The organism is Hongsoonwoonella zoysiae, from assembly GCF_013266695.1.
In the GTDB taxonomy this organism is placed as follows: domain Bacteria; phylum Pseudomonadota; class Alphaproteobacteria; order Rhizobiales; family Stappiaceae; genus Hongsoonwoonella; species Hongsoonwoonella zoysiae.
This window is the reverse complement of sequence record NZ_JABRXF010000002.1, coordinates 338,413-358,511: the sequence shown is the minus strand read 5'-3', so window position 1 is coordinate 358,511 and position 20,099 is coordinate 338,413. Positions and strand designations below refer to the sequence as shown.

Sequence of the window (20,099 nt, the reverse complement as noted above, 5' to 3'; positions counted from 1 at the left end):
CCCGCCGTGAAGTGGTGGAGAGCAAGCCTTTTGGCGTGCATGGAGTGATTAATGTCCGACGAAGAACTCGATCTCCGGTCCCTCTCCGACGAAGAACTTGTCGAGCAGATGCATGACGACCTTTACGACGGCCTAAAGGACGAAATCGTCGAAGGCGTCGAAATCCTGCTTGAGCGCGGCTGGACGCCCTACAGGATTCTCACCGATGCTCTCGTTGAAGGCATGCGTATCGTCGGCATAGATTTTCGCGATGGCATTCTCTTCGTGCCGGAGGTACTTCTGTCCGCCAATGCCATGAAGGCGGGAATGGGGCTGCTTCGTCCGCTTCTGGCCGAAACCGGCGCGCCCAAGGTCGGCAAGATGGTGATCGGCACGGTCAAGGGCGACATTCACGACATCGGCAAGAACCTCGTTTCCATGATGATGGAAGGCGCCGGCTTTGAGGTAATCGACATCGGCATCAACAACCCGGTCGAAAACTACCTGGCGGCAATCGAGGAGCACCAACCCGACATCCTCGGCATGTCTGCCCTGCTGACCACCACCATGCCCTATATGAAGGTGGTCATCGACACATTGATCGAGAAAGGAATACGTGACGATTACGTCGTTCTCGTCGGCGGTGCGCCGCTCAACGAGGAGTTCGGCAAGGCGATCGGTGCTGACGCCTATTGCCGCGACGCCGCAGTCACGGTGGAAATCGCCAAGGACCTGATGATGCGCAAGCACAACCAACTGGCCAGGGGAGCCTGACGGGATGACGGCCGAAGCGTGGACCGCATCGATGTCGGGCGGCGATGCCCCGATCGTCGGCGATGCGGCCACGCGCGTGCTCATTATCGCCTGTGGCGCACTAGCGCGCGAAGTGCTTGCGATAATCGAACAGAACGGCCTGAAGCATGTCGATCTTCAGTGCCTTCCGGCCCAATTGCACAACCGGCCGCAGAAAATTCCCTCCGCCTTGCGCAACGCGATCCGCACCGCCAAGCAAAGTTATGGCAAGATCCTCATCGGCTATGGCGATTGCGGAACGGGCGGCGAGATCGATCGCCTGATCGAGGAAGAAGGCGTCGAGCGGATCGCCGGCGCGCATTGCTACGCGTTTTTCACTGGCCTTGAAGCTTTCGACGAAGAGGCGGAACGTGAGCTTGGCACCTTTTATCTAACGGATTTCCTTGCCCGTCATTTCGAAACACTGGTGATCCGCCCGCTCGGGCTCGATTCCAATCCGGAACTTCGAGACCTGTATTTCGAGCATTACACACGCCTGCTTTACATTGCTCAGACCGAGGATGCCGAATTGGAAGAGCGCGCCCGCCAGGCCGCCCTCCGTCTCGGCCTTCGCTTCGAAAAGCGTTTCACGGGCTACGGCCTGCTCGACGAATTCCTGCGCCGATCCTGACGCCGCAGACGGCTATTTCTCCAAAATATCGCATATACGACTTGGCGCGCAGGCGCCATGCCAGACTTTCTGCACGGAAATACTAGGGTCTTGAGTAAAAGCCGAAATCACGACGTCGCTTTTTCGATTGCGGATGTCGTGTGAAGGCCGACCCGAAATGCATGCGCAGGCATGATGGCCCGACAATTCGGAGCGAAGGAATGGCAGACAGAATCGTCGTCTTTTGGCGGGACATCCCGGCACAGGTTCTGGTGAAGGCGGGCCGCAAGTCCGCACGCCGCGAACTGCCGGAGCGTTTCATCCAGGCGATAGATCGCTGCGCGATGAAGGTGGGTGCGCGGGATACCGACGCCTATCTTGCCGAGTGGCGGCGCGGCGAGCCTCATTCCGTAAGCGACGATCTTGAGATGGAAGCCGACGCGGCCCTGGCAGAGCTTGAAGCCGCGTTCCCGACCGAGCGTTTGAAGACGCTCGTCGAAAACGGAGGGTTCGAACATGCCTGACACCCGCCTCAACGCCCAGGGGCTTATCGCGGCTTCCACGGAAGTCTCCCCGCGCCAGGTTCTGGAAAAGCCGGAAAACCTGGGTTTTCTGCCGAAGTTGACGCGAGCCTATATCACCGACCTCGGCAACGCGAGTGAGGACGATATCGTGCTTGCTGCACGGCGGGTTCATGAAGCTGGTCTCGTGCCCGTGCCGCATATGGCCGCGCGCCGTTATCCGAGCGTTCAGGCTTTCGACCGCCGCATTCGCCGTCTCGTTGGCGAGGCCGGCGTGCGCGAGGTGCTGACGATCGCGGGCGAAGCGGAAAAGAGCGGCCCCCTCACCTCCTCCGTCGCGTTGATCGAGACCGGGCTTTTCGACGAGCTTGGCATCGAAAGCATCGGCGTTGCCGGCCATCCGGAAGGCGCGCCTGCGATCCCGCGCGACACGATCCGCGCATTCCTTGCCCGCAAGCACGAACTTGCCGCGGAAAGCGATGCGCATTTCCACATCGTCACGCAGTTCGGCTTCGATCCGCATGCCGTCAGCGTCTGGCTCGACGAGCTCCAGGCCTGGGGCAACAAGTTCCCGGTGCATGTCGGCGTGGCCGGTCCCGCCAAACTGACGACGCTAATGAAATATGCCGCTTTCGCCGGCATCGGCAATTCCATCGACTTCCTGAAAAAGCGCGGCGGCGCCGTCGTCTCCATGCTGTCGGGCTACGATCCGGAAACGATGGTTCGCCCGCTGGAAGCGCGCATCGAAGCACGCCCCGACACTCAACTGGAGCAGATCCACGTCTACCCCTTCGGCGGCATCCAGAAGACGTCCGAATGGCTGGTGTCGCGCGGTAGCTGGTCCTTTCAGACCCACGCCCCTCTACCCAAGGCCTACGAGGTAGCTCAATGACCCGTACCATCGTCGCGTCCGCCAAGAAGGAAATCGCAATCGGCTTCGACCAGCCGTTCTGCGTGATCGGCGAGCGCATAAACCCGACCGGCCGCAAGAAGCTTGCTGCTGAAATGGCCGAGGGCAATTTCGAGACGGTGGTCAAGGACGCTCTCGAACAGGTTGCCGCCGGCGCAACCATGCTCGACGTCAACGCGGGCGTGACGGCGGTCAATCCTAACGAGACGGAGCCGCCGCTTCTCGTCAAGACGCTCGAGATCGTGCAGGATCTCGTCGACGTGCCCCTGTCGATCGACAGTTCGGTGACGGCGGCGATCGAAGCGGGTCTCAAGGTCGCCAAGGGTCGCCCGCTTGTCAATTCCGTGACGGGCGAGGAAGAAAAGCTCGAGGCGATCCTGCCGCTTATCAAGAAATACAATGTACCCGTCGTTGCGATTTCAAACGACGAGACAGGCATTTCCGAAGACCCGGACGTGCGTTTCGAGGTGGCGAAAAAGATCGTCCAGCGTGCCGCTGACTACGGCATCCCCGCGCATGATATCGTGGTCGATCCGCTGGTCATGCCGATCGGTGCGATGGGCACCGCCGGCCAACAGGTCTTCCGCCTGCTTCGCCGCTTGCGCGAGGAACTGAAGGTCAACACCACCTGCGGCCTGTCGAACATTTCCTTCGGCCTGCCGCATCGCCATGGCATCAACGCTGCCTTCATCCCGATGGTGATCGCCTCCGGCATGACCAGCGCCATCATGAATCCCTGCCGCCCGCAGGAAATGGAGATGGTCCACGCAGCGAACGTGCTGAACGGCACGGACCCGAACTGCACCAACTGGATCATGACCTATCGCGATCATGGGGCGGCGGCTTCCGCCGGAGCGCCGGGGGCAACCGATGCAGGCGCCGGGCGGCGCCGGGGCGGGCGTGAATCAAGGCGGCGCGCGCAAGCATAAGCCTGTACATTATGACAGTGACGCAAAAACTCGCGAAAGTCGTATTCCAGCCGAGCGGCCGGCGGGGGCAATTCCCCGTCGGCACGCCCCTGCTCGATGCCGCCCGTTCGCTGGGCGTTTACGTTGAATCCGTCTGTGGCGGGCGCGCCACCTGCGGGCGTTGCCAGGTAAGCTGCTCGGAAGGAACCTTCGCCAAGGAAGGTATCGTCTCCTCGCCCGGCAACCTCGGCGAGGTCACAAGCGCGGAAGCCCGCTACAAGGAAATTCGCGGCCTTGCGCCGGACCGTCGCCTGTCGTGTCAGGCTACCGTCCAGGGCGACATGGTCATCGACGTGCCGGCGGAAGCGCAGACCAACCGCCAGATCGTGCGCAAGCGCGCGGAAAACGTCCGCATTCCGGTAGACAGCACGGTATCGCTCGTCACCGTCACCATTGCCGAACCGGACATGGAGGTGCCGCGCGGCGATGCGGACCGTCTTCTGGATGCGTTGAAGGAAAAGACGGGCCTTCAGGATCTCACGGTCGATTTTTCTGTCCTGCGCTTTGTACAGGGAACACTACGCACCGGCCGCTGGACCGTCACCGCCGCCATCTGGCAAGACGATACCGCGCGCCCCGCTGTCATCGCCCTTTGGCCCGGCGAAAAACGCACGGCGTACGGCATGGCGGTCGACATCGGTTCCACGACCATTGCCGCCCATCTTTGCGACCTGACGAACGGGCGCACCGTCGCCTCGGCCGGCACGTCGAACCCGCAAATCCGCTTTGGCGAAGACCTTATGTCGCGGGTCTCCTACTTACAGATGAATCCGGACCGTCAGCCGGACCTCACAAAAGCCGTACGCGACGCGATCAATTCGCTCGTGCAGAAGCTGGTCGATGACATCGGCGCGAAGCGCAGCGACATCCTGGATGCCGTCTTTGTCGGCAATCCGATCATGCATCACCTCTTCCTCGGCATCGACCCGACGGAACTTGGCGGTGCGCCATTCGCACTTGCCGTATCCGATGCGGTCCACACCCGCGCAATTGATCTCGATCTCGATCTGAATCCCGGTGCAAGGGTTTATACCCTGCCCTGCATCGCCGGCCATGTCGGTGCGGATGCCGCCGCCGCCACGCTTTCCACCGCGCCTTATGACAGCGATCCGATTACGCTCATGGTGGATGTCGGCACGAATGCCGAGATCATTCTCGGCAACCGGCAGCGTGTGCTTGCCGCAAGTTCGCCGACGGGACCGGCCTTCGAAGGGGCGGAAATCTCCTGCGGGCAGCGCGCGGCTCCCGGCGCGATAGAGCGCATCCGCATCGATCCGCAAACGCTTGAACCGCGATTCAAGGTGATCGGCGCCGACCCATGGTCGGATGAGGAGAATTTCGCGGAGGCCGCCGAATATGTCGGTGTTACCGGCATTTGCGGCTCCGGCATTATCGAGGCTGTGGCCGAGCTTTACATGGCCGGGATCATCACCACAGACGGTTTGATCGACGGTTCGCTTGCCGCGAAAAGCCCGCGCATCGTCCAGAACGGGCGCACGTTCGAGTATCACATTACCGATATAACGACGCCCATTTCCATTCGGCAGACGGATATTCGCGCCATCCAGCTTGCCAAGGCCGCCCTTTATGCCGGCGTAAAGCTGTTGCAGGATAAGCTCGACGGCGCACCGATTGAGCGTATCCGCCTTGCCGGCGCTTTCGGCAGCTACATCGACACAAAATACGCGATGATCCTCGGCCTCATTCCAGATTGCGAGCTTGAGAATGTCTCAGGCATCGGCAATGCGGCCGGCACCGGCGCACGCATCGCCCTCGTCAATCGCTCAAAGCGCCGCGAGATCGAGCGCGTGGTGCGGGAAATCGAGAAGATCGAAACGGCGCTCGAACCGAAGTTCCAGGAGCATTTCGTCAACGCCATGGCGATCCCGAACAAGATCGACCCGTTCGAGAAACTCCGCGCTTCCGTGACGCTTCCGCAACCCAGGGCGATGGACGAAGAGGATGCGCCGGATGATGGTGGTCGCCGCCGCAGGCGGCGTCGGGGGTAGAGTGGCCCCCGCCCTGGCCGGCCGTCATCCCGTGCGCAGTGCGATGCGAAGCATTGCGCTGCAGACGCGGGATCCATGGTTTCAAACGCGATGTAGGCTCGGACGGATGCCGGATCTGCGCAGCAACATTGCATGCTGCAGCGCGTCCGGCATGACGACAGCATGCGTCCCGCCATCATGAGTAGTCGCCCTATCCCGGTATCCTCCGCGAACACCTGCCTTGCCCTACCTTCCGCGTGGAAGGCGGCGGTCGCCGCTTTTTGGGGCAATTAGGGCGGTAAATCTAGCGGCTCGGATCCGTCCTGAGCGCCAGTCTGGCCTCTTCAAGGGGAACGATCTCCCCTGCCTCATCCACTAATGCAACATGAAGCCGTCGACCGCTCTTCCCACTGACAACCTCCACCGGTGATTCACTTGCACTGGCGTATTTTTCACCCCATTGCGTCAAGGCAAGCATTGTCAGCGCCAGATCCCTCCCGGCATCCGTAAGCGCATAGGCATAGCGAACCCGTTCGCCCGGCTCCTGATATGGCTGGCGCGTCATCAATCCGCTCTCGACGAGCTTGCGGAGCCGATCCGACAGCATGGAGCGCGGCACGTCGAGATCGACGCGCATATCGTCAAAACGCTGCACCCCGTAAAAGGCTTCGCGAAGCACGAGAAGCGTCCACCGGTCACCGACGATTTCGGTCGCCAGCGCCATCGGGCATTCCTCTTTCGGAACCGCCGCTCGATGCCTGATTTCCGTCCGACCATCTGAGTTTGACATTTGGAACCAGATAACTGAAAACGGTCTGAGTTCATAATTCGAACTTAATAAAGGTGGAATGATCATGGAAGGCAACAGGATCGAAGCGGATCCGCTGACCGATTTCGAAGTCCGGCGGATCACGTTGGACGGTACTACCAAACGTGTCTATGTCTCGGGACAAGGGCCAGCCGTGATCATCATGGCCGAAATGCCCGGAATCAGTCCCCGCATCGCGCGTTTCGGGCGCTGGGTCCGGGAGGCGGGCTTTACCATTTTCATGCCGTCCTTGTTCGGGCCGGATGGCACGGTTCCGAGCGCGGATGAAGGGGCCGCGGTTTTCAGGCGCGCCTGCATCAGCTTTGAGTTTCATGCGCTCGCAGGGAAAGGAGCAAGCCCTGTCACTGAATGGCTGCGCGCCCTCGCAAGGCACGCACACACGGAATGCGGAGGGGAAGGTGTTGGCGCAATCGGCATGTGCTTTACCGGAAACTTCGCGCTTTCAATGATGCTGGAGCCGAAGGTGCTCGCACCGGTCGTCGCACAACCTTCGCTTCCGCTTGATGATCCCGAAGGCCTTGAAAGTTCTCCGGAGGAGCTGGCTGCTGTCCGCCGGCGTCTGGAAAAGGAAAACCTGACCGTTCTCGCTTATCGTTTCGAGGGAGACCAGATTTGCAAGGCGCAGCGGTTTGCGGCCTATTCCAAGGCGTTGGGGCCGGGTTTCAAGCCCCGCACGCTGCCGGACAGCGCGGCAAATGCCAGCGTCGATCCGTTTTTCAAAAAACACGTGCCTTTCCCGCATTCGGTATTCACGCAGCATCTCATCGACGAGGCAGGCCAACCAACTCTGGAGGCACGGGACGAAATCCTTGCTTTCTTCAAGCAGCGCCTGTTCTCGGCTTGCTCAGTCGGAAGTAATTAAAAATTTCACCTTCTCCCAGAACAGCCTCGGTGAGGTGAGGAACTGCGCAGGCAACATTCCGGCAAGCGATCACTTACCTACACAATGGATGGGAGGTACGGGCGGTTTTTATACCGTCCCTATCCTCGCCTCCGCCGCGACCGCCTGCCTTCTCCATCTCCGCCCGTCGAGGGAGGAGCGACAAGCGGGCCGATTTCCGCCGTGATACGCCCGATGTCCGGGCGGGTCTCGGCCTTGTGCGTATCCATGGCCTTGCGCATGGCGGCGATATGTTCGGCGGAGGTGCCGCAGCATCCGCCGATAATCTTCACGCCCGCGTCCATCGCCAGTTCGACATAGCGCGCCATCAGGTCCGGCGTACCGGTATAAACCACCTCGTCACCCCGGATCTGGGGAATGCCGCAGTTCGCCTTGGCGATCACAATGGCATCCGGGTTCGCCTCGGTGATTTCAAGCATCGCCGCCAGCAGATCGGATGCGCCAACCCCGCAGTTGGAGCCGAAGGCAACCGGCTCGCAGACGAATTGGCTAGCAAGATCCCCCATGCCCTTGGGCGAAAGGCCCATCATCGTCTTGCCCGCCGTATCGAAACTTGCCGTCACGACGAAAGGCATGTCGCATTTCGCCGCCGCTTCCGCCGCCGCCTTCATTTCATCCGGAGACGACATGGTCTCGATCCAGGCAACATCGGCTCCCTCTTCCTTGAGGGCCGCGATCTGCTCGGCGAAAGCCTCGACAGCGTCTTCATACGTAAGCGCGCCAAGGGGCGCCAACAATTCCCCCGTCGGGCCGACGGAACCCGCGACTATCACCGGGTGATCGGCAGCTTCCGCCACATTGCGGGCGATTGCCACGCCCGTCTTGTTGAACTCCGCCACCCTGTCTTGAAAATTATGCAGCTTCAGCCGGTGCCTGTTCGCGCCGAAGGTGTTGGTCAGGATGATGTCCGATCCCGCCTTCACGAAGGATTCGTGCAGCGCCCGCACCTTGTCGGGCTGCGTGACGTTCCACTCCTCCGGCGGATCGCCGGACGTCAGCCCCATGGCGAAGAGGTTTGTGCCCGTCGCGCCATCGGCAAGCAGCATACCCTTTTCCCGGATAAGGTCCTGAAGGCTCGGCACGTGAGTTCTCCTGCAAAACGCCCCGCAGGCAAAGCAAGCTGCGGGCTTCCCGGAACTCGTAATATGGAAAACCCCGGCTGCAAAGCATCGCAATTGCGAACTTCACAACCGGGGCGAAAATCTTTTCGCGTGGCGTGTTGTCAGGCGCGCAGTGCTTCGTTCTCCGGATCGAACGGGCTTTCGGGGATCACCGTCGCGCGGTGCATCTTGCCAAGTATCTTGATCTCAAGCTTCGTTCCGACTTCGGCAAGATCCGGATGCACCATCGCAAGGGCAAGGCTCTTGCCAAGCCGCCATCCGTAACCGCCCGACGTTGCGCGGCCAACGAGTTCGCCACCGCGGTAAATCGCCTCGTTACCGCGCGCATCGGCATCGGTTACGTCGTGAACCTCCATCGTCACGAACTGCCATCTGAAGCCTCGCTCCTTCCAGGCTTCCAGGCCCGCCTTGCCAAGGAAGTCTTCCTTGTCGAGGCGCACAAACCTGTCGAGCCCGCTCTCAAGCGCGGAATACTCGATCGAAAGTTCGCGCGGGATCAGGCGGTAGGATTTCTCAAGCCGCATGGAATCCATCGCCCGGATACCGAACGGCTTGATGCCGAATTCCGCACCCGCCTCCATAAGGAGATCGAAGATCGTGTTCTGCATCTCGATCGGGTGGTGGAATTCCCAGCCAAGTTCGCCGACGAAGTTGACGCGAAGCGCGTCGGCCATCGCATGGCCGATGCTGATGCGCTTGCCGGTAAGCCAGGGGAACGCCTTGTTGGAAAGATCAGCATCCGTCAGCTTTGCGAGCACGTCGCGCGATTTCGGCCCGGCCAGCACCAGCACGCCGTAGGCTGTGGTTACGGGCGTGAAACGCACCGAACCGTCCGCCGGAAGCAGCTTTTGCAGGATGTCATGGTCGTGCCGTTCGTACGCGCCGGCGGAGACGAGGTAGTAGCTCTGCGGCCCCGTCTTGTAGACGGTGAACTCGGATTTCACGCCGCCGTATTTCGTCAGGAGATGGCAGAGGCCCACGCGACCGATTTTCTTGGGGATCTTGTTGGCAAGAATGCTTTCAAGCCAGCTTTCGGCGCCCGGTCCCTTGATCGTGCATTTGGCGAAAGCCGACATATCGAGAAGACCGACGTTTTCATGCACATTCCGGCATTCCTTGCCAACATGCTCGAAATAGTTGGAGCGGCGGAAGGAGTATTTTTCCACGATCCGCCCGTCATCGAGCGCCGGCGAATGGTTCTCGTTGAGGAGAACGTCCGGCCGGTTCAAGTCCTCCTCGGTCAGGCAATAGCCTTCCGGCGCAAACCAGTTCGGCCGCTCCCAGCCGTAAACGGAGCCGAAGACGGCACCAAGCGCTTTCATCCGGTCGTAGCAGGGCGCGCGCTTCAGCGGGCGGGCCGCCGGGCGTTCCTCGTCGGGGAAGTGCGTGGTGAAGACGTTTGCGTAGGCTTCCTCATTCTTTTGCTTCAGGTAGCCGCGCGAAGCGTAAGGGCCGAAACGGCGCGGGTCGACGCCCATCATGTCGATGGAAGGTTCGCCTTCCACGATCCATTCGGCAAGCTGCCAGCCCGCGCCGCCCGCCGCCGTCACGCCGAAGGAATGGCCTTCGTTCAGCCAGAAGTTCTTGAGCTCCCACGCGGGGCCGATGATCGGCGACCCGTCGGGCGTATAGGCGATGGCGCCGTTATAGACCTGCTTCACGCCCACCTCGCCGAAGGCCGGAACGCGTGCAATCGCGGTTTCGATATGCGGCTCCAGGCGCTCCAGATCCTCCTGGAAAAGCTCGTACTCGCTGTCGTCCGAAGGCCCGTCCACATAGCAGCACGGCGCGCCGACCTCGTAAGGGCCAAGCAGCAGCCCGCCGTTTTCCTCGCGCATGTACCAGGACGAATCGCTCTCGCGCAGCACGCCCATTTCCGGCAAGCCGGCTTTCTGGCGTTCCACGATCGCCGGGTGCGGCTCGGTGACGATATACTGGTGTTCGACCGGGATGACAGGCACGTCCAGACCGACCATCTCGCCCGTCCTGCGCGCGAAATTGCCCGTCGCCGAGACGACATGCTCGCAGGTGATGTCGCCCTTGTCGGTGGAAACGACCCATTCGCCGCCCGACTTCTGCTCGATGCCGGTGACGGCCGTATAGCGGTAGATCTCGGCACCGCCCGCGCGTGCTCCCTTGGCGAGCGCCTGCGTCAGGTCCGCCGGCTGCACATAACCGTCATCGACATGCTGGATCGCGCCCAGAAGGTCGTCCGTCTCGCAAAGCGGCCAGATTTCCTTAACTTGTGCGGGCGTCAGTATCTTCACGTTGACGCCGATCGTCTCCGCGACGCCGGCGTAGTACATGTATTCGTCCCAGCGGTCTTTCGTACGCGCAAGGCGGATGTTGGAGCATTGGCGCAAGCCCACATGCTGTCCCGTTTCCGCTTCCAGGCTTTCGTAGAGCTTGACGGAGTACTTGTGGATCTGGCCGACCGAATAGCTCATGTTGAACAGCGGCAGGAGGCCGGCGGCATGCCATGTGGAGCCGGACGTCAGTTCCTTGCGCTCGATCAGCACGACATCTGACCACCCCTTCTTCACGAGATGGTAGAGCGTCGACACGCCGACGACGCCGCCACCGATCACCACAACACGCGCGTGACTTTTCATCCTCGTCATCCTTGCCCGTCCGGCCAGATGTTCATCGCCGGATTTCATCGTTTCTGTTTGGGTTCACCCTAAGAAACATGGGCCCCCACAGGACGTTTCGGGGCGACAGGAATTGTCGTCAACGCGCCATGGGGCCGTGCGGTCGCGCTTGCCGGCCGGCATGACGGATTTGACCAATGTGGCGACGCTTTGAAGCCGCTGGCGAAGCCGCCGCGGGCGCACAGTAGGTCATCTCGAATTAGCCTGAAAAAGGTCGAAAAGAATGACTGATTTGGACGTGCGTGGCGCAAGGCGGGGACGGGCGGCGCGGCGTGAACGCCGCAGCGGCGGACAATCCGGCCCGGCCAAGCCATATATCACCCGCAATATCCCGGTGACCGACTTCCTCTCCGACGAAGGGGCGGAAATCATCGAGGCCAATGCCGATAGGTTGCTGCAGGAAATCGGCATCGAGTTCCGCGACGATCCGGAAACGCTGAAGATCTGGAAGGATGCCGGCGCCGATGTTTCCGGCGAACGCGTGCGCTTCGAAAAGGGAATGCTGCGCGAGATCGTGAAGACGGCGCCTTCGCAGTTCACCCAACATGCGCGCAACCCCGCTCGCAGCGTGGAAATCGGCGGGAACAACATGGTCTTCGCGCCGGTCTACGGCCCACCCTTCGTGACGGACCTCGACAACGGCCGCCGTTACGGCACGATCGAGGATTTCCGCAACTTGGTGAAGCTCGCCTACGCCTCGCCCTGGATGCACCACTCCGGCGGCACTGTGTGCGAGCCGGTGGACCTGCCGGTCAACAAGCGCCATTTCGATATGGTCTACAGCCATATCAAATATTCCGACAAACCCTTCATGGGTTCCGTGACGGCTTCCGAGCGCGCTGAAGATTCGGTGGAGATGGCGAAAATCGTCTTCGGAGCGGAGTTCGTCGACAAGAACTGCGTGATGATCCAGCTCATCAACGCGAATTCGCCACTCGTATTCGATTCCACCATGCTCGGCGCGCTCAAGGTCTATGCGGCGGCGAATCAGGCGTGCATCGTCTCTCCCTTCATCCTAGCCGGCGCCATGAGCCCGGTCACCGTCGCGGGCACACTCTCCCAGATCTACGCCGAAGCGCTCGCCGGCTGCGCACTGACGCAGCTCGTGCGCCCCGGCGCTCCGGTGGTTTTCGGCGCCTTCGTGTCCTCCATCTCCATGCAGTCGGGTGCGCCCACATTCGGCTCACCAGAAGGAACGCTGCTTTTGAACGGCGCCGGGAAGCTCGCCCGCCGCCTCGGCCTTCCTTTCCGCTCCGGCGGCTCCTTCACTTCGTCGAAAACACCTGATGCGCAGTCCGCGCAGGAATCGGCCCACACGATCAACGCCACGGTGCTTTCCGGCGTGAATTTTGCTTTGCATTCCGCCGGCTGGCTGGAAGGCGGGCTCTGCTCATCCTACGAAAAGTTCGTCATGGACGCCGATCAGCTCGGCATGATGCACGTACTGGCGAAAGGCATCGACCTTTCGGAAGACGCCCAGGCGATGGATGCGCTGAACGAAGTCGGCCCCGGCGGGCACTTCCTGGGCGCTTCGCACACGCAGCGCAATTTCGAGGCGGCCTTTTACCGTTCCGAAATCGCGGACAACAACTCATACGAGCAGTGGGTTTCGGACGGTAGTCAGGACGCCGCGCAGCGCGCCAACCAGCGCTGGAAGGCGATCCTGGCCGAATACGTAGCCCCCGAACTCGATCCTGCCATAGACGAACAGCTCATATCATTTATGACAAGGCGAAAGGCTGAATTCCCGGATAGTAACATCTGATCCGCATCCGTTTAATACTTGGCGCAAACCAATAAGTCAGTCGGAGTGTGCAATATGCACTCCGACTGCCTATTGTTAATACGATTGCCGCTTATTTTTCTTTACTCCACCGATTTCAGAAAGTTACCCTTGATTTCATAATCTTTGGCGTTACTGTGACGGGAAAACCAGAGCAGGCCCGTCGTACAACCCAACGGCGGAGACCAAAGAAAAAGGGGGCAGAACCAGGCTGTGAGCGAAAAAGACATTATCGTCTCGTTCAGCGAGGTACAGAAATCATACGACGGCGTTTCGCTCGTCGTGAAAAACCTCAACCTCGACATCCAGCGCGGCGAGTTTTTGACGATGCTCGGCCCGTCGGGGTCCGGAAAAACCACCTGCCTGATGATGCTGGCGGGTTTCGAAACCGCCACACATGGCGAGATTTATCTGAACGGTCGCCCGATCAACAATGTCCCGCCGCACAAGCGGGGCATCGGCATGGTTTTCCAGAACTATGCCCTTTTCCCGCACATGACAGTAGCCGAAAACCTGGCGTTTCCGCTGCAGGTCCGCGGGATGAGCAAGGCGGAGCAGGAGCAGAAGGTCAAGCGCGCCCTGGAAATGGTGGAGCTTGGCGCCTTCGGCAACCGTCGCCCTGCACAGCTTTCGGGCGGACAGCAGCAGCGCGTGGCGGTCGCCCGTGCGCTTGTTTTCGAGCCCGAACTCGTGCTGATGGACGAGCCTCTGGGCGCGCTCGACAAGCAGCTGCGCGAGCAGATGCAGTTCGAGATCAAGCACATTCACGAAAATCTCGGTGTTTCCGTGGTTTACGTGACGCACGACCAGTCAGAGGCCTTGACGATGTCGGACCGTATCGCGGTTTTCAACGACGGCATCATCCAGCAGCTTTCGGGCCCGGACGATCTTTACGAAGATCCCCAGAATTCGTTCGTTGCGCAGTTCATCGGCGAGAACAACAAGCTTGAGGGCAAGGTCACTCACGTAAATGGCAGCCTGTGCGACGTCGAACTCGACGACGGCACGAAACTCAAGGCTGACAAGGTGAACGTGAATGGGGTCGGCGACAGGACGACGCTTTCGCTCAGGCCGGAGCGTATCGAGTTCGAACCCCAGGGCCTTGAAAATATCGTGAAAGGCCGGATCGAGGAACTGATCTACCTGGGCGACCACATCCGTGTGAGAATGGATGTGGCCGGCAATCGGGAATTCGTCGTCAAGGTCCGCAACCGCGGGCAGAAGCGCGAGTTGGCCGTCGGCCAGATGGTCGATATCGGGTGGGCCGCGGACGACTGCAAAGCGCTCGATTTTGTACAGTAGGAATTGGGGTGCTGGAACCTGCGTCCGCACCTGATGATGCGGGCGTCATGGTTGGCGAATATGCTAGGGAACCGCGCCCGTCGCGCCGGCGGTGCCGGCTAGCGGCGAACGCCGGGTTCCATATTGGCCCCACCGGAATACCGGGCCGAAATACAGCCCGGTAAATGCCTCCAACGAGAGGGCAAACCTGAAAAGGGGAGATAACATGAATCTCAAAACACTTATTCTGGCCACCACGGCCACGGCGATGTTCGCCGGCACGGCCATGGCTAAAGATCTCACGATCGTATCGTGGGGCGGAGCCTATTCGGCCAGCCAGAACAACGCCTATCACAAGCCGTACATGGAGAAGAATTCGGACGTTAATATCATTAACGACGAGTCCTCTCCCGAGGCGGTGGCCAAGCTGCGCGCCATGAACGAGGCCGGCAACATCACCTGGGACGTCGTCGACGTCGTCGCCTCCGACGCCATTCGTCTTTGCGACGAAGGGCTCGCGATGGAGATCGATCACGATGAGTGGCTGGCTCCGGCGCCCGACGGCACGCCCGCATCCGAGGATTTCGGCGATCTGATCGTCTCCGATTGCTTCATACCGCAGATCGTCTACTCGACCACTTTCGGCTATCGCACCGACGTCGAGGAATGGGGCGGCAAGGAGCCGCAGGACATCTGCGCCGTGTTCGACTTGGAGAACTTCCCCGGCACGCGCACGCTCGAGAAGCGCCCGATCAACAACCTTGAATGGGCTCTGCTTTGCGACGGTGTCGCCAAGGAAGACGTCTATGACGTTCTCGAGACCGACGCAGGCGTCGATCGCGCGTTCGCCAAACTCGACACCATCAAGGACAACACCATCTGGTGGTCGGCCGCGGCCGAAGCGATTCAATCGCTTGCCGACGGTGAAGCGGTCATCGGCTCCAGCTACAATGGCCGCCTCTTCTCGGCGATCGTGGAGCAGGATCAGCCGATCAAGATGCTTTGGGACGCCCAGGTGTTTGACCTTGACGGCTGGATCATCCCGGCCGGCGTATCAGAGGACAAGCTGCCCCTGATCAAGGACTACATCCGTTTCGCGACGGATACGCAGCGCCTCGCCGACCAGGCCAAGTACATCTCCTATGGCCCGGCCCGCAAGTCCTCGGCCCCGCTCGTCTCCAAGCACGCCACGCTTGGCATCGAGATGGCGCCGCATATGCCGACGGATCCGGCCAACGCGACGAACACCTTCCTCTATAACTACGAGTGGTGGGCGGATTATCGCGACGATCTCGACGCCAAGTTCCAGGCTTGGCTGAGCCAGTAAGACAGCGCCAGGAAGGCGGGGCCGTAACGGCCCCGCCTTCGCACAAGAAATCCTTCCGGCAATAACGACAAAAGACGCGACACCGCCATGACGGATACCACGGCCAACGGTGCCCCAGTCCTGACGACACAGGACGGAACGCCTCTCAAGGTGAGCCTTGCAAGAGCCCTCAGGCGCGAAAAAATGCGCTCTCTGGTGCTCATCGCGCCGCTGCTCATCTTCATCCTGATCTCGTTTTTGGCGCCGATAGCGGACATGTTGTTCCGTTCGGTGGAAAACCGCATCGTCGCCGATACGCTGCCCCAGACGGTTGCCGCCCTGAGCGCCTGGGACGCCTCGAGCGGTGAACTTCCCGGCGAGGATGTTTACGCCGCATTGCACGACGACCTTGTGATCGCCGCGGAGGAAAAGACCCACACGCGTCTCGGTTCCCGGCTCAATTATGAGCTTTCGGGAATGTCCAGCCTCTTCCGCAAGACCGGCCGTCGGGTCGACCGGATGGACGAAGGCAATTACAAGGAACAGTTCATCGATATCGACAAGGATTGGGGCGATGTCGAGACGTGGCTGTTTCTCAAGCGTTATTCGCCGAAATACACGCCGGGCTACTTCCTGAATGCGGTCGATGCGGAGTATGGCGTCGAAGGCATCAAGATGAAGCCGGAAGACGAGCGCATCTATCTTTATCTCTTCTGGCGCACCATGTTCCTCAGCATGCTGATCACCGGGTCCTGCCTACTTCTCGGTTATCCGGTCGCTTTCCTGCTGGCGAATCTGCCGCTGCGCTATTCGAATCTCCTGATGATCCTCGTGCTTCTGCCTTTCTGGACATCACTTCTCGTGCGCACGTCCGCATGGAAGGTGCTGCTTCAGCAGCAGGGCGTGATCAATGACACGCTCGTATGGCTTGGCGTGGTCGACGATCTGAACCGATTGGTGATGATCAACAATCAGACCGGCACAATCATCGCCATGACGCATATCCTGCTGCCGTTCATGATCCTGCCGCTCTATTCGGTCATGCGCACGATTTCGCCATCTTACGTGCGCGCGGCGAAAAGCCTTGGCGCTACGGACTGGACGGCCTTCTGGCGGGTCTATTTCCCGCAGACGATCCCCGGCATCGGCGCCGGCGCGATCCTCGTCTTCATCCTTTCGATCGGTTACTACATCACGCCGGAACTCGTCGGCGGCACCGACGGCATATTCATCTCCAACCGTATCGCCTACCACATCTCGTCGTCTCTCAACTGGGGGCTCGCGGCCGCGCTCGGCGTCATCCTGCTGTCACTCGTGCTGTTGCTCTTCTACGTCTACGACAAGATCGTCGGCATCGATAACGTGAAGCTCGGGTAAAGGAGGATTAAGAATGAGAAACCTTCCTCCATACTATTCGACCGGCCAGATCGCGTGGCACTACGGCTTCCGGGTGATTTGCGCGATCATATTCTTCTTCCTGATCTTCCCGATCATGGTGATCATTCCGCTCAGCTTCAACGCGCAGGATTTCTTCACCTTCACGAAGGAGATGCTGGCCTTCGATCCGGCGGGCTATTCGCTCAAGCACTATGAGGATTTCTTCACCAATCCCGACTGGCAGCAGGCCCTGCAGAATTCCTTCACGATCGCGCCTGTCGCAACGCTTCTCGCGACCGCGCTCGGCACGCTCGCCGCAATAGGTCTGTCGCAGAGCCACGTACCCTATCGTTCGGCGATCATGGCGGTCCTGATTTCGCCGATGATCGTGCCGCTGATCATTTCAGCGGCAGGCATGTATTTCTTCTACTCCCGCATTGGCCTGCAGGGCACTTACTGGGGCGTGGTGCTCGCGCATGCCGCGCTTGGCACGCCCTTCGTCATCGTGACGGTGACCGCCACTCTCGTCGGCTTCGACCGGAGCCTTACAAGAGCGGCCGCCAATCTCGGCGCGGATCCGATCACCACCTTCTTCAAGGTGCAGATGCCGCTCATCATTCCAGGTGTTGTTTCGGGTGCGCTGTTCGCCTTCATCACATCTTTTGACGAGGTGGTGGTAGTGCTCTTCCTGGGCTCCGCCAGCCAGAAAACGCTGCCCTGGCAGATGTTCACGGGCTTGCGCGAGCAGATTTCGCCTACCATCCTTGCCGTAGCGTCTGTTATGGTCTTCCTGTCGATATTGCTTCTGACGACGCTGGAAATGCTCCGTCGTCGGTCGGAAAGGTTGCGCGGCCTGTCGCCGGGCTGATGCACAAACATCGCGCTTCGCGCTCTATGGTCAGATTGAAGATATGACCTGAGCACGCGGCGCACCGGACTTAACCAGGCCTGGCGGGCCGGCTCCAGACGGAGCCGGCCCGTTTTTTGTTAGGGCCCAATCAGGAAGGAGAGCGATGAAATGACGAAGGAGATGGACCGTCTGGTACGCTGGCACAATGGGGAGAAGGCCTATACGCCGTTTTCCGACGCCGAGATGGACGCCCGCCAGGCGAGGCTTCGCGCGATGATGGCCGCGCGCGACATCGATGCCTGCCTTTTCACCTCCTATCACAACGTGTGCTATTTCTCGGGCTTCCTCTACTGCTCGTTCGGCAGGCGCTACGGCTTCGTGGTCGATCAGGAGAATGCCACGACTGTGGCCGCCGCAATCGACGGCGGGCAACCCTGGCGGCGCACCCATGGCGATTGTCTCACCTACACGGACTGGCGCAGGGATAATTATTTTCACGCCGTTGCGACGCTAACCACGGGCGCCAGACGTGTCGGCATCGAGTTCGACCATGTCTCACTCGACACCAGGCGTTTACTTGAGGAAGCGCTACCCGGCGTCGAATTCGTGGATATTGCGGCCGACGTCATGAAGCAGCGCACGATCAAGTCCGCCGAGGAGCACGATCTGATCCGCGAAGGTGCGCGGATTTGCGATGTCGGCGGAGCGGCGCTCGTGGATGCGGTTGCCGCCGGCGTGCCGGAGCATGAGGTGGCGATCGCCTCGACCACAGCCATGATCCGCGAAATCGCCCGTTCGTTTCCCTTCGTGGAACTGATGGACACATGGACGTGGTTCCAGTCGGGCATCAACACGGACGGAGCGCACAATCCGGTGACGAACCGCGTCATCCAGCCGGGTGATATCCTGTCGCTCAACTGCTTTCCGATGATCTTTGGTTACTACACCGCGCTGGAGCGCACGCTCTTTTGCGAATACGCCTCAGCCGAGCATCTGCGCCTTTGGCAGATCAACTGCGATGTCCATCGCGCGGGGCTAAAGCTCATTCGCCCCGGCGCTCGCTGCTGCGATATCGCCGCCGAGCTCAACGAGATCTATCGCACGCACGACGTCCTGAAATACCGTTCCTTCGGCTACGGCCATTCCTTCGGCGTGTTAAGCCACTATTACGGCCGCGAGGCTTCGGTGGAACTGCGCGAGGATATCGAAACCGTGCTTGAGCCCGGCATGGTCGTCTCCATGGAGCCGATGATCATGATCCCGGAAGGGACGCCCGGCGCCGGCGGCTACCGCGAGCACGATATCCTGATCGTGACGGAGGATGGCGCGGAAAACATCACCGGCTTTCCATTCGGGCCGGAGCACAACATCATTACCAATCCGCGCAAGGCGTAGCCGGAACGGTCGCGCGGGCGGGTATCAGGCTTGTGCCCGCCCCGCGATATCCCGCTTTCGGCATTCGGAAATGTGCCATACGGCAAGCACGAGGAAATAGAAAATGAAGAATTCCTGGAACTCGCTGTAGCGGATATCGGGAATGATGCCGACACCTGCGATATCAAGCCGCTTCGGCAGTTCGGAAAGCTGGATCAGGATGGCGATCGGCATGAACCAGAAGCCCGTCACATAGGGCTTCATGAACTTGGGCAGCCAGCCCCTCACCCACTCCTGCATGAAAGGCACTACAAGCCCCGCCAGGATCGTGATGACTTCCAGGATGGCCCGCGGCTTCTGGTCGAACCATGAGCCGATGTTGTGCAGGTTCGTTTCCCGCTGGTCGTTGAGTTCCAGGAAAACGCCGTCCGCCTCCCAACCGAAGAAGTGCTGCCCGTAGCTTGCCTCCTCGCCGGCGGCGAAAACACTCGCGGCAACCGCCAGCACGCTGAACGCGGTCATCGGCGGGTTGCCGTCCCGGCGAAACGCAAGGATAAGGCGAAATGACATAATCGCGGCGATCAGCGGCAGGATGATATGTAAAATTTCCAGATAGGCCGTCTCGCCGTTGAAATAAGCCTCATACGCCGCCGGGCTGACGTAGCCTATGGTCATCAGCGCGAAGAAGACCGCTGTCGGTACGATTGCGTAGAAGAACAGCTTCACGGCAAAACCGGTCTGGGCCGCCGGCCCGGTGCCGGCTGGATAGGTCGTCGTCATTCGGATTTTCCGCCGCAATTGCGATTGTTCTCCACCACGTGGAGGCTGGCGGCCCATAAAAATGACAGAACGGTGGCG

General features: G+C 60.4%; 17 protein-coding genes. 13 read left to right on the top strand and 4 right to left on the bottom strand.

Going from position 1 to position 20,099, the window contains the following annotated elements:
- The first annotated feature begins 51 nt into the window (after positions 1-51).
- The 6 genes from HPQ64_RS12910 to HPQ64_RS12885 all read left to right on the top strand — a co-directional run bounded on the left by HPQ64_RS12910 (position 52) and on the right by HPQ64_RS12885 (position 5,789).
- A complete protein-coding gene (locus HPQ64_RS12910) occupies positions 52-753 on the top strand; it encodes a corrinoid protein (protein ID WP_172888912.1) in 702 nt (233 codons plus the stop codon).
- 31 nt (positions 754-784) lie between these two features.
- Positions 785-1,402 (top strand): DUF1638 domain-containing protein, encoded by a 618-nt coding sequence (locus HPQ64_RS12905; RefSeq protein WP_172889580.1) that lies wholly within the window; start codon positions 785-787, stop codon positions 1,400-1,402.
- Positions 1,403-1,602: 200 nt separating this feature from the next.
- Positions 1,603-1,905, top strand: coding sequence for a virulence factor (locus HPQ64_RS12900; protein WP_160777371.1), 303 nt, complete (start codon positions 1,603-1,605; stop codon positions 1,903-1,905).
- Positions 1,898-2,794, top strand: coding sequence for a methylenetetrahydrofolate reductase (locus HPQ64_RS12895; protein WP_172888911.1), 897 nt, complete (start codon positions 1,898-1,900; stop codon positions 2,792-2,794). The genes HPQ64_RS12900 and HPQ64_RS12895 overlap by 8 nt, the downstream gene beginning before the upstream one ends.
- Complete coding sequence (locus tag HPQ64_RS12890) at positions 2,791-3,741, top strand: methyltetrahydrofolate cobalamin methyltransferase (RefSeq protein ID WP_172888910.1); 951 nt, start codon at positions 2,791-2,793, stop codon at positions 3,739-3,741. Before HPQ64_RS12895 ends, HPQ64_RS12890 begins: the two co-directional genes overlap by 4 nt.
- A gap of 11 nt (positions 3,742-3,752) precedes the next feature.
- Positions 3,753-5,789 carry an ASKHA domain-containing protein gene (locus HPQ64_RS12885; protein ID WP_172888909.1) on the top strand — a complete coding sequence of 679 codons (2,037 nt, stop codon included), beginning with the start codon at positions 3,753-3,755 and terminating at the stop codon, positions 5,787-5,789.
- A gap of 283 nt (positions 5,790-6,072) precedes the next feature.
- On the opposite strand, the gene HPQ64_RS12880 is transcribed toward HPQ64_RS12885, so the two are convergent.
- Entirely contained in the window at positions 6,073-6,492 is a 420-nt protein-coding gene (locus HPQ64_RS12880) for a winged helix-turn-helix transcriptional regulator (protein ID WP_172888908.1), read from the bottom strand.
- A 130-nt stretch (positions 6,493-6,622) separates the two neighbouring features.
- On the opposite strand from HPQ64_RS12880, the gene HPQ64_RS12875 reads away from it, so the two are divergent.
- Positions 6,623-7,459, top strand: coding sequence for a dienelactone hydrolase family protein (locus HPQ64_RS12875; RefSeq protein WP_172888907.1), 837 nt, complete (start codon positions 6,623-6,625; stop codon positions 7,457-7,459).
- 119 nt (positions 7,460-7,578) lie between these two features.
- On the opposite strand, the gene bmt is transcribed toward HPQ64_RS12875, so the two are convergent.
- Complete coding sequence (bmt, locus tag HPQ64_RS12870; protein ID WP_172888906.1) at positions 7,579-8,580, bottom strand: betaine--homocysteine S-methyltransferase; 1,002 nt, start codon at positions 8,578-8,580, stop codon at positions 7,579-7,581.
- A gap of 140 nt (positions 8,581-8,720) precedes the next feature.
- Entirely contained in the window at positions 8,721-11,231 is a 2,511-nt protein-coding gene (locus HPQ64_RS12865; protein WP_172889579.1) for a GcvT family protein, read from the bottom strand.
- A gap of 262 nt (positions 11,232-11,493) precedes the next feature.
- Here HPQ64_RS12865 and HPQ64_RS12860 point away from each other — a divergent pair, with 262 nt between their 5' ends.
- The 6 genes from HPQ64_RS12860 (at position 11,494) to HPQ64_RS12835 (ending at position 19,262) form a co-directional block, all read left to right on the top strand.
- Entirely contained in the window at positions 11,494-13,035 is a 1,542-nt protein-coding gene (locus HPQ64_RS12860; protein ID WP_172888905.1) for a trimethylamine methyltransferase family protein, read from the top strand.
- A gap of 231 nt (positions 13,036-13,266) precedes the next feature.
- A complete protein-coding gene (locus HPQ64_RS12855) occupies positions 13,267-14,355 on the top strand; it encodes a polyamine ABC transporter ATP-binding protein (protein ID WP_172888904.1) in 1,089 nt (362 codons plus the stop codon).
- A 205-nt stretch (positions 14,356-14,560) separates the two neighbouring features.
- Entirely contained in the window at positions 14,561-15,661 is a 1,101-nt protein-coding gene (locus tag HPQ64_RS12850; RefSeq protein ID WP_172888903.1) for an extracellular solute-binding protein, read from the top strand.
- An 87-nt stretch (positions 15,662-15,748) separates the two neighbouring features.
- Entirely contained in the window at positions 15,749-17,017 is a 1,269-nt protein-coding gene (locus HPQ64_RS12845) for an ABC transporter permease (RefSeq protein ID WP_172888902.1), read from the top strand.
- A 13-nt stretch (positions 17,018-17,030) separates the two neighbouring features.
- The gene (locus HPQ64_RS12840) at positions 17,031-17,885 is read left to right on the top strand and encodes an ABC transporter permease (protein WP_172888901.1); all 855 of its coding nucleotides are present in this window, start codon (positions 17,031-17,033) and stop codon (positions 17,883-17,885) included.
- A 150-nt stretch (positions 17,886-18,035) separates the two neighbouring features.
- Positions 18,036-19,262: a M24 family metallopeptidase gene (locus HPQ64_RS12835; protein WP_172888900.1), complete on the top strand. Its 1,227-nt coding sequence runs from the start codon at positions 18,036-18,038 to the stop codon at positions 19,260-19,262.
- A gap of 24 nt (positions 19,263-19,286) precedes the next feature.
- Here HPQ64_RS12835 and HPQ64_RS12830 read toward each other — a convergent pair whose 3' ends face one another.
- Positions 19,287-20,021, bottom strand: a complete 735-nt coding sequence (locus tag HPQ64_RS12830; RefSeq protein WP_172888899.1) for a hypothetical protein — start codon at positions 20,019-20,021, stop codon at positions 19,287-19,289.
- Between the last annotated feature and the right edge of the window lie 78 nt (positions 20,022-20,099).

Excerpts from the sequence above, each read along its gene's own strand:
- HPQ64_RS12850 (WP_172888903.1), top strand. The coding sequence starts at position 14,561 with ATGAATCTCAAAACACTTATTCTGGCCACCACGGCCACGGCGATGTTC.
- HPQ64_RS12835 (WP_172888900.1), top strand. The coding sequence starts at position 18,036 with ATGACGAAGGAGATGGACCGTCTGGTACGCTGGCACAATGGGGAGAAG.
- HPQ64_RS12885 (WP_172888909.1), top strand. The coding sequence starts at position 3,753 with ATGACAGTGACGCAAAAACTCGCGAAAGTCGTATTCCAGCCGAGCGGC.
- HPQ64_RS12845 (WP_172888902.1), top strand. The coding sequence starts at position 15,749 with ATGACGGATACCACGGCCAACGGTGCCCCAGTCCTGACGACACAGGAC.
- HPQ64_RS12860 (WP_172888905.1), top strand. The coding sequence starts at position 11,494 with ATGACTGATTTGGACGTGCGTGGCGCAAGGCGGGGACGGGCGGCGCGG.
- HPQ64_RS12875 (WP_172888907.1), top strand. The coding sequence starts at position 6,623 with ATGGAAGGCAACAGGATCGAAGCGGATCCGCTGACCGATTTCGAAGTC.
- HPQ64_RS12910 (WP_172888912.1), top strand. The coding sequence starts at position 52 with ATGTCCGACGAAGAACTCGATCTCCGGTCCCTCTCCGACGAAGAACTT.
- HPQ64_RS12890 (WP_172888910.1), top strand. The coding sequence starts at position 2,791 with ATGACCCGTACCATCGTCGCGTCCGCCAAGAAGGAAATCGCAATCGGC.
- HPQ64_RS12895 (WP_172888911.1), top strand. The coding sequence starts at position 1,898 with ATGCCTGACACCCGCCTCAACGCCCAGGGGCTTATCGCGGCTTCCACG.
- HPQ64_RS12840 (WP_172888901.1), top strand. The coding sequence starts at position 17,031 with ATGAGAAACCTTCCTCCATACTATTCGACCGGCCAGATCGCGTGGCAC.
- HPQ64_RS12830 (WP_172888899.1), bottom strand. The coding sequence starts at position 20,021 with ATGACGACGACCTATCCAGCCGGCACCGGGCCGGCGGCCCAGACCGGT.
- HPQ64_RS12880 (WP_172888908.1), bottom strand. The coding sequence starts at position 6,492 with ATGGCGCTGGCGACCGAAATCGTCGGTGACCGGTGGACGCTTCTCGTG.
- HPQ64_RS12905 (WP_172889580.1), top strand. The coding sequence starts at position 785 with ATGTCGGGCGGCGATGCCCCGATCGTCGGCGATGCGGCCACGCGCGTG.
- HPQ64_RS12900 (WP_160777371.1), top strand. The coding sequence starts at position 1,603 with ATGGCAGACAGAATCGTCGTCTTTTGGCGGGACATCCCGGCACAGGTT.
- HPQ64_RS12865 (WP_172889579.1), bottom strand. The coding sequence starts at position 11,231 with ATGAAAAGTCACGCGCGTGTTGTGGTGATCGGTGGCGGCGTCGTCGGC.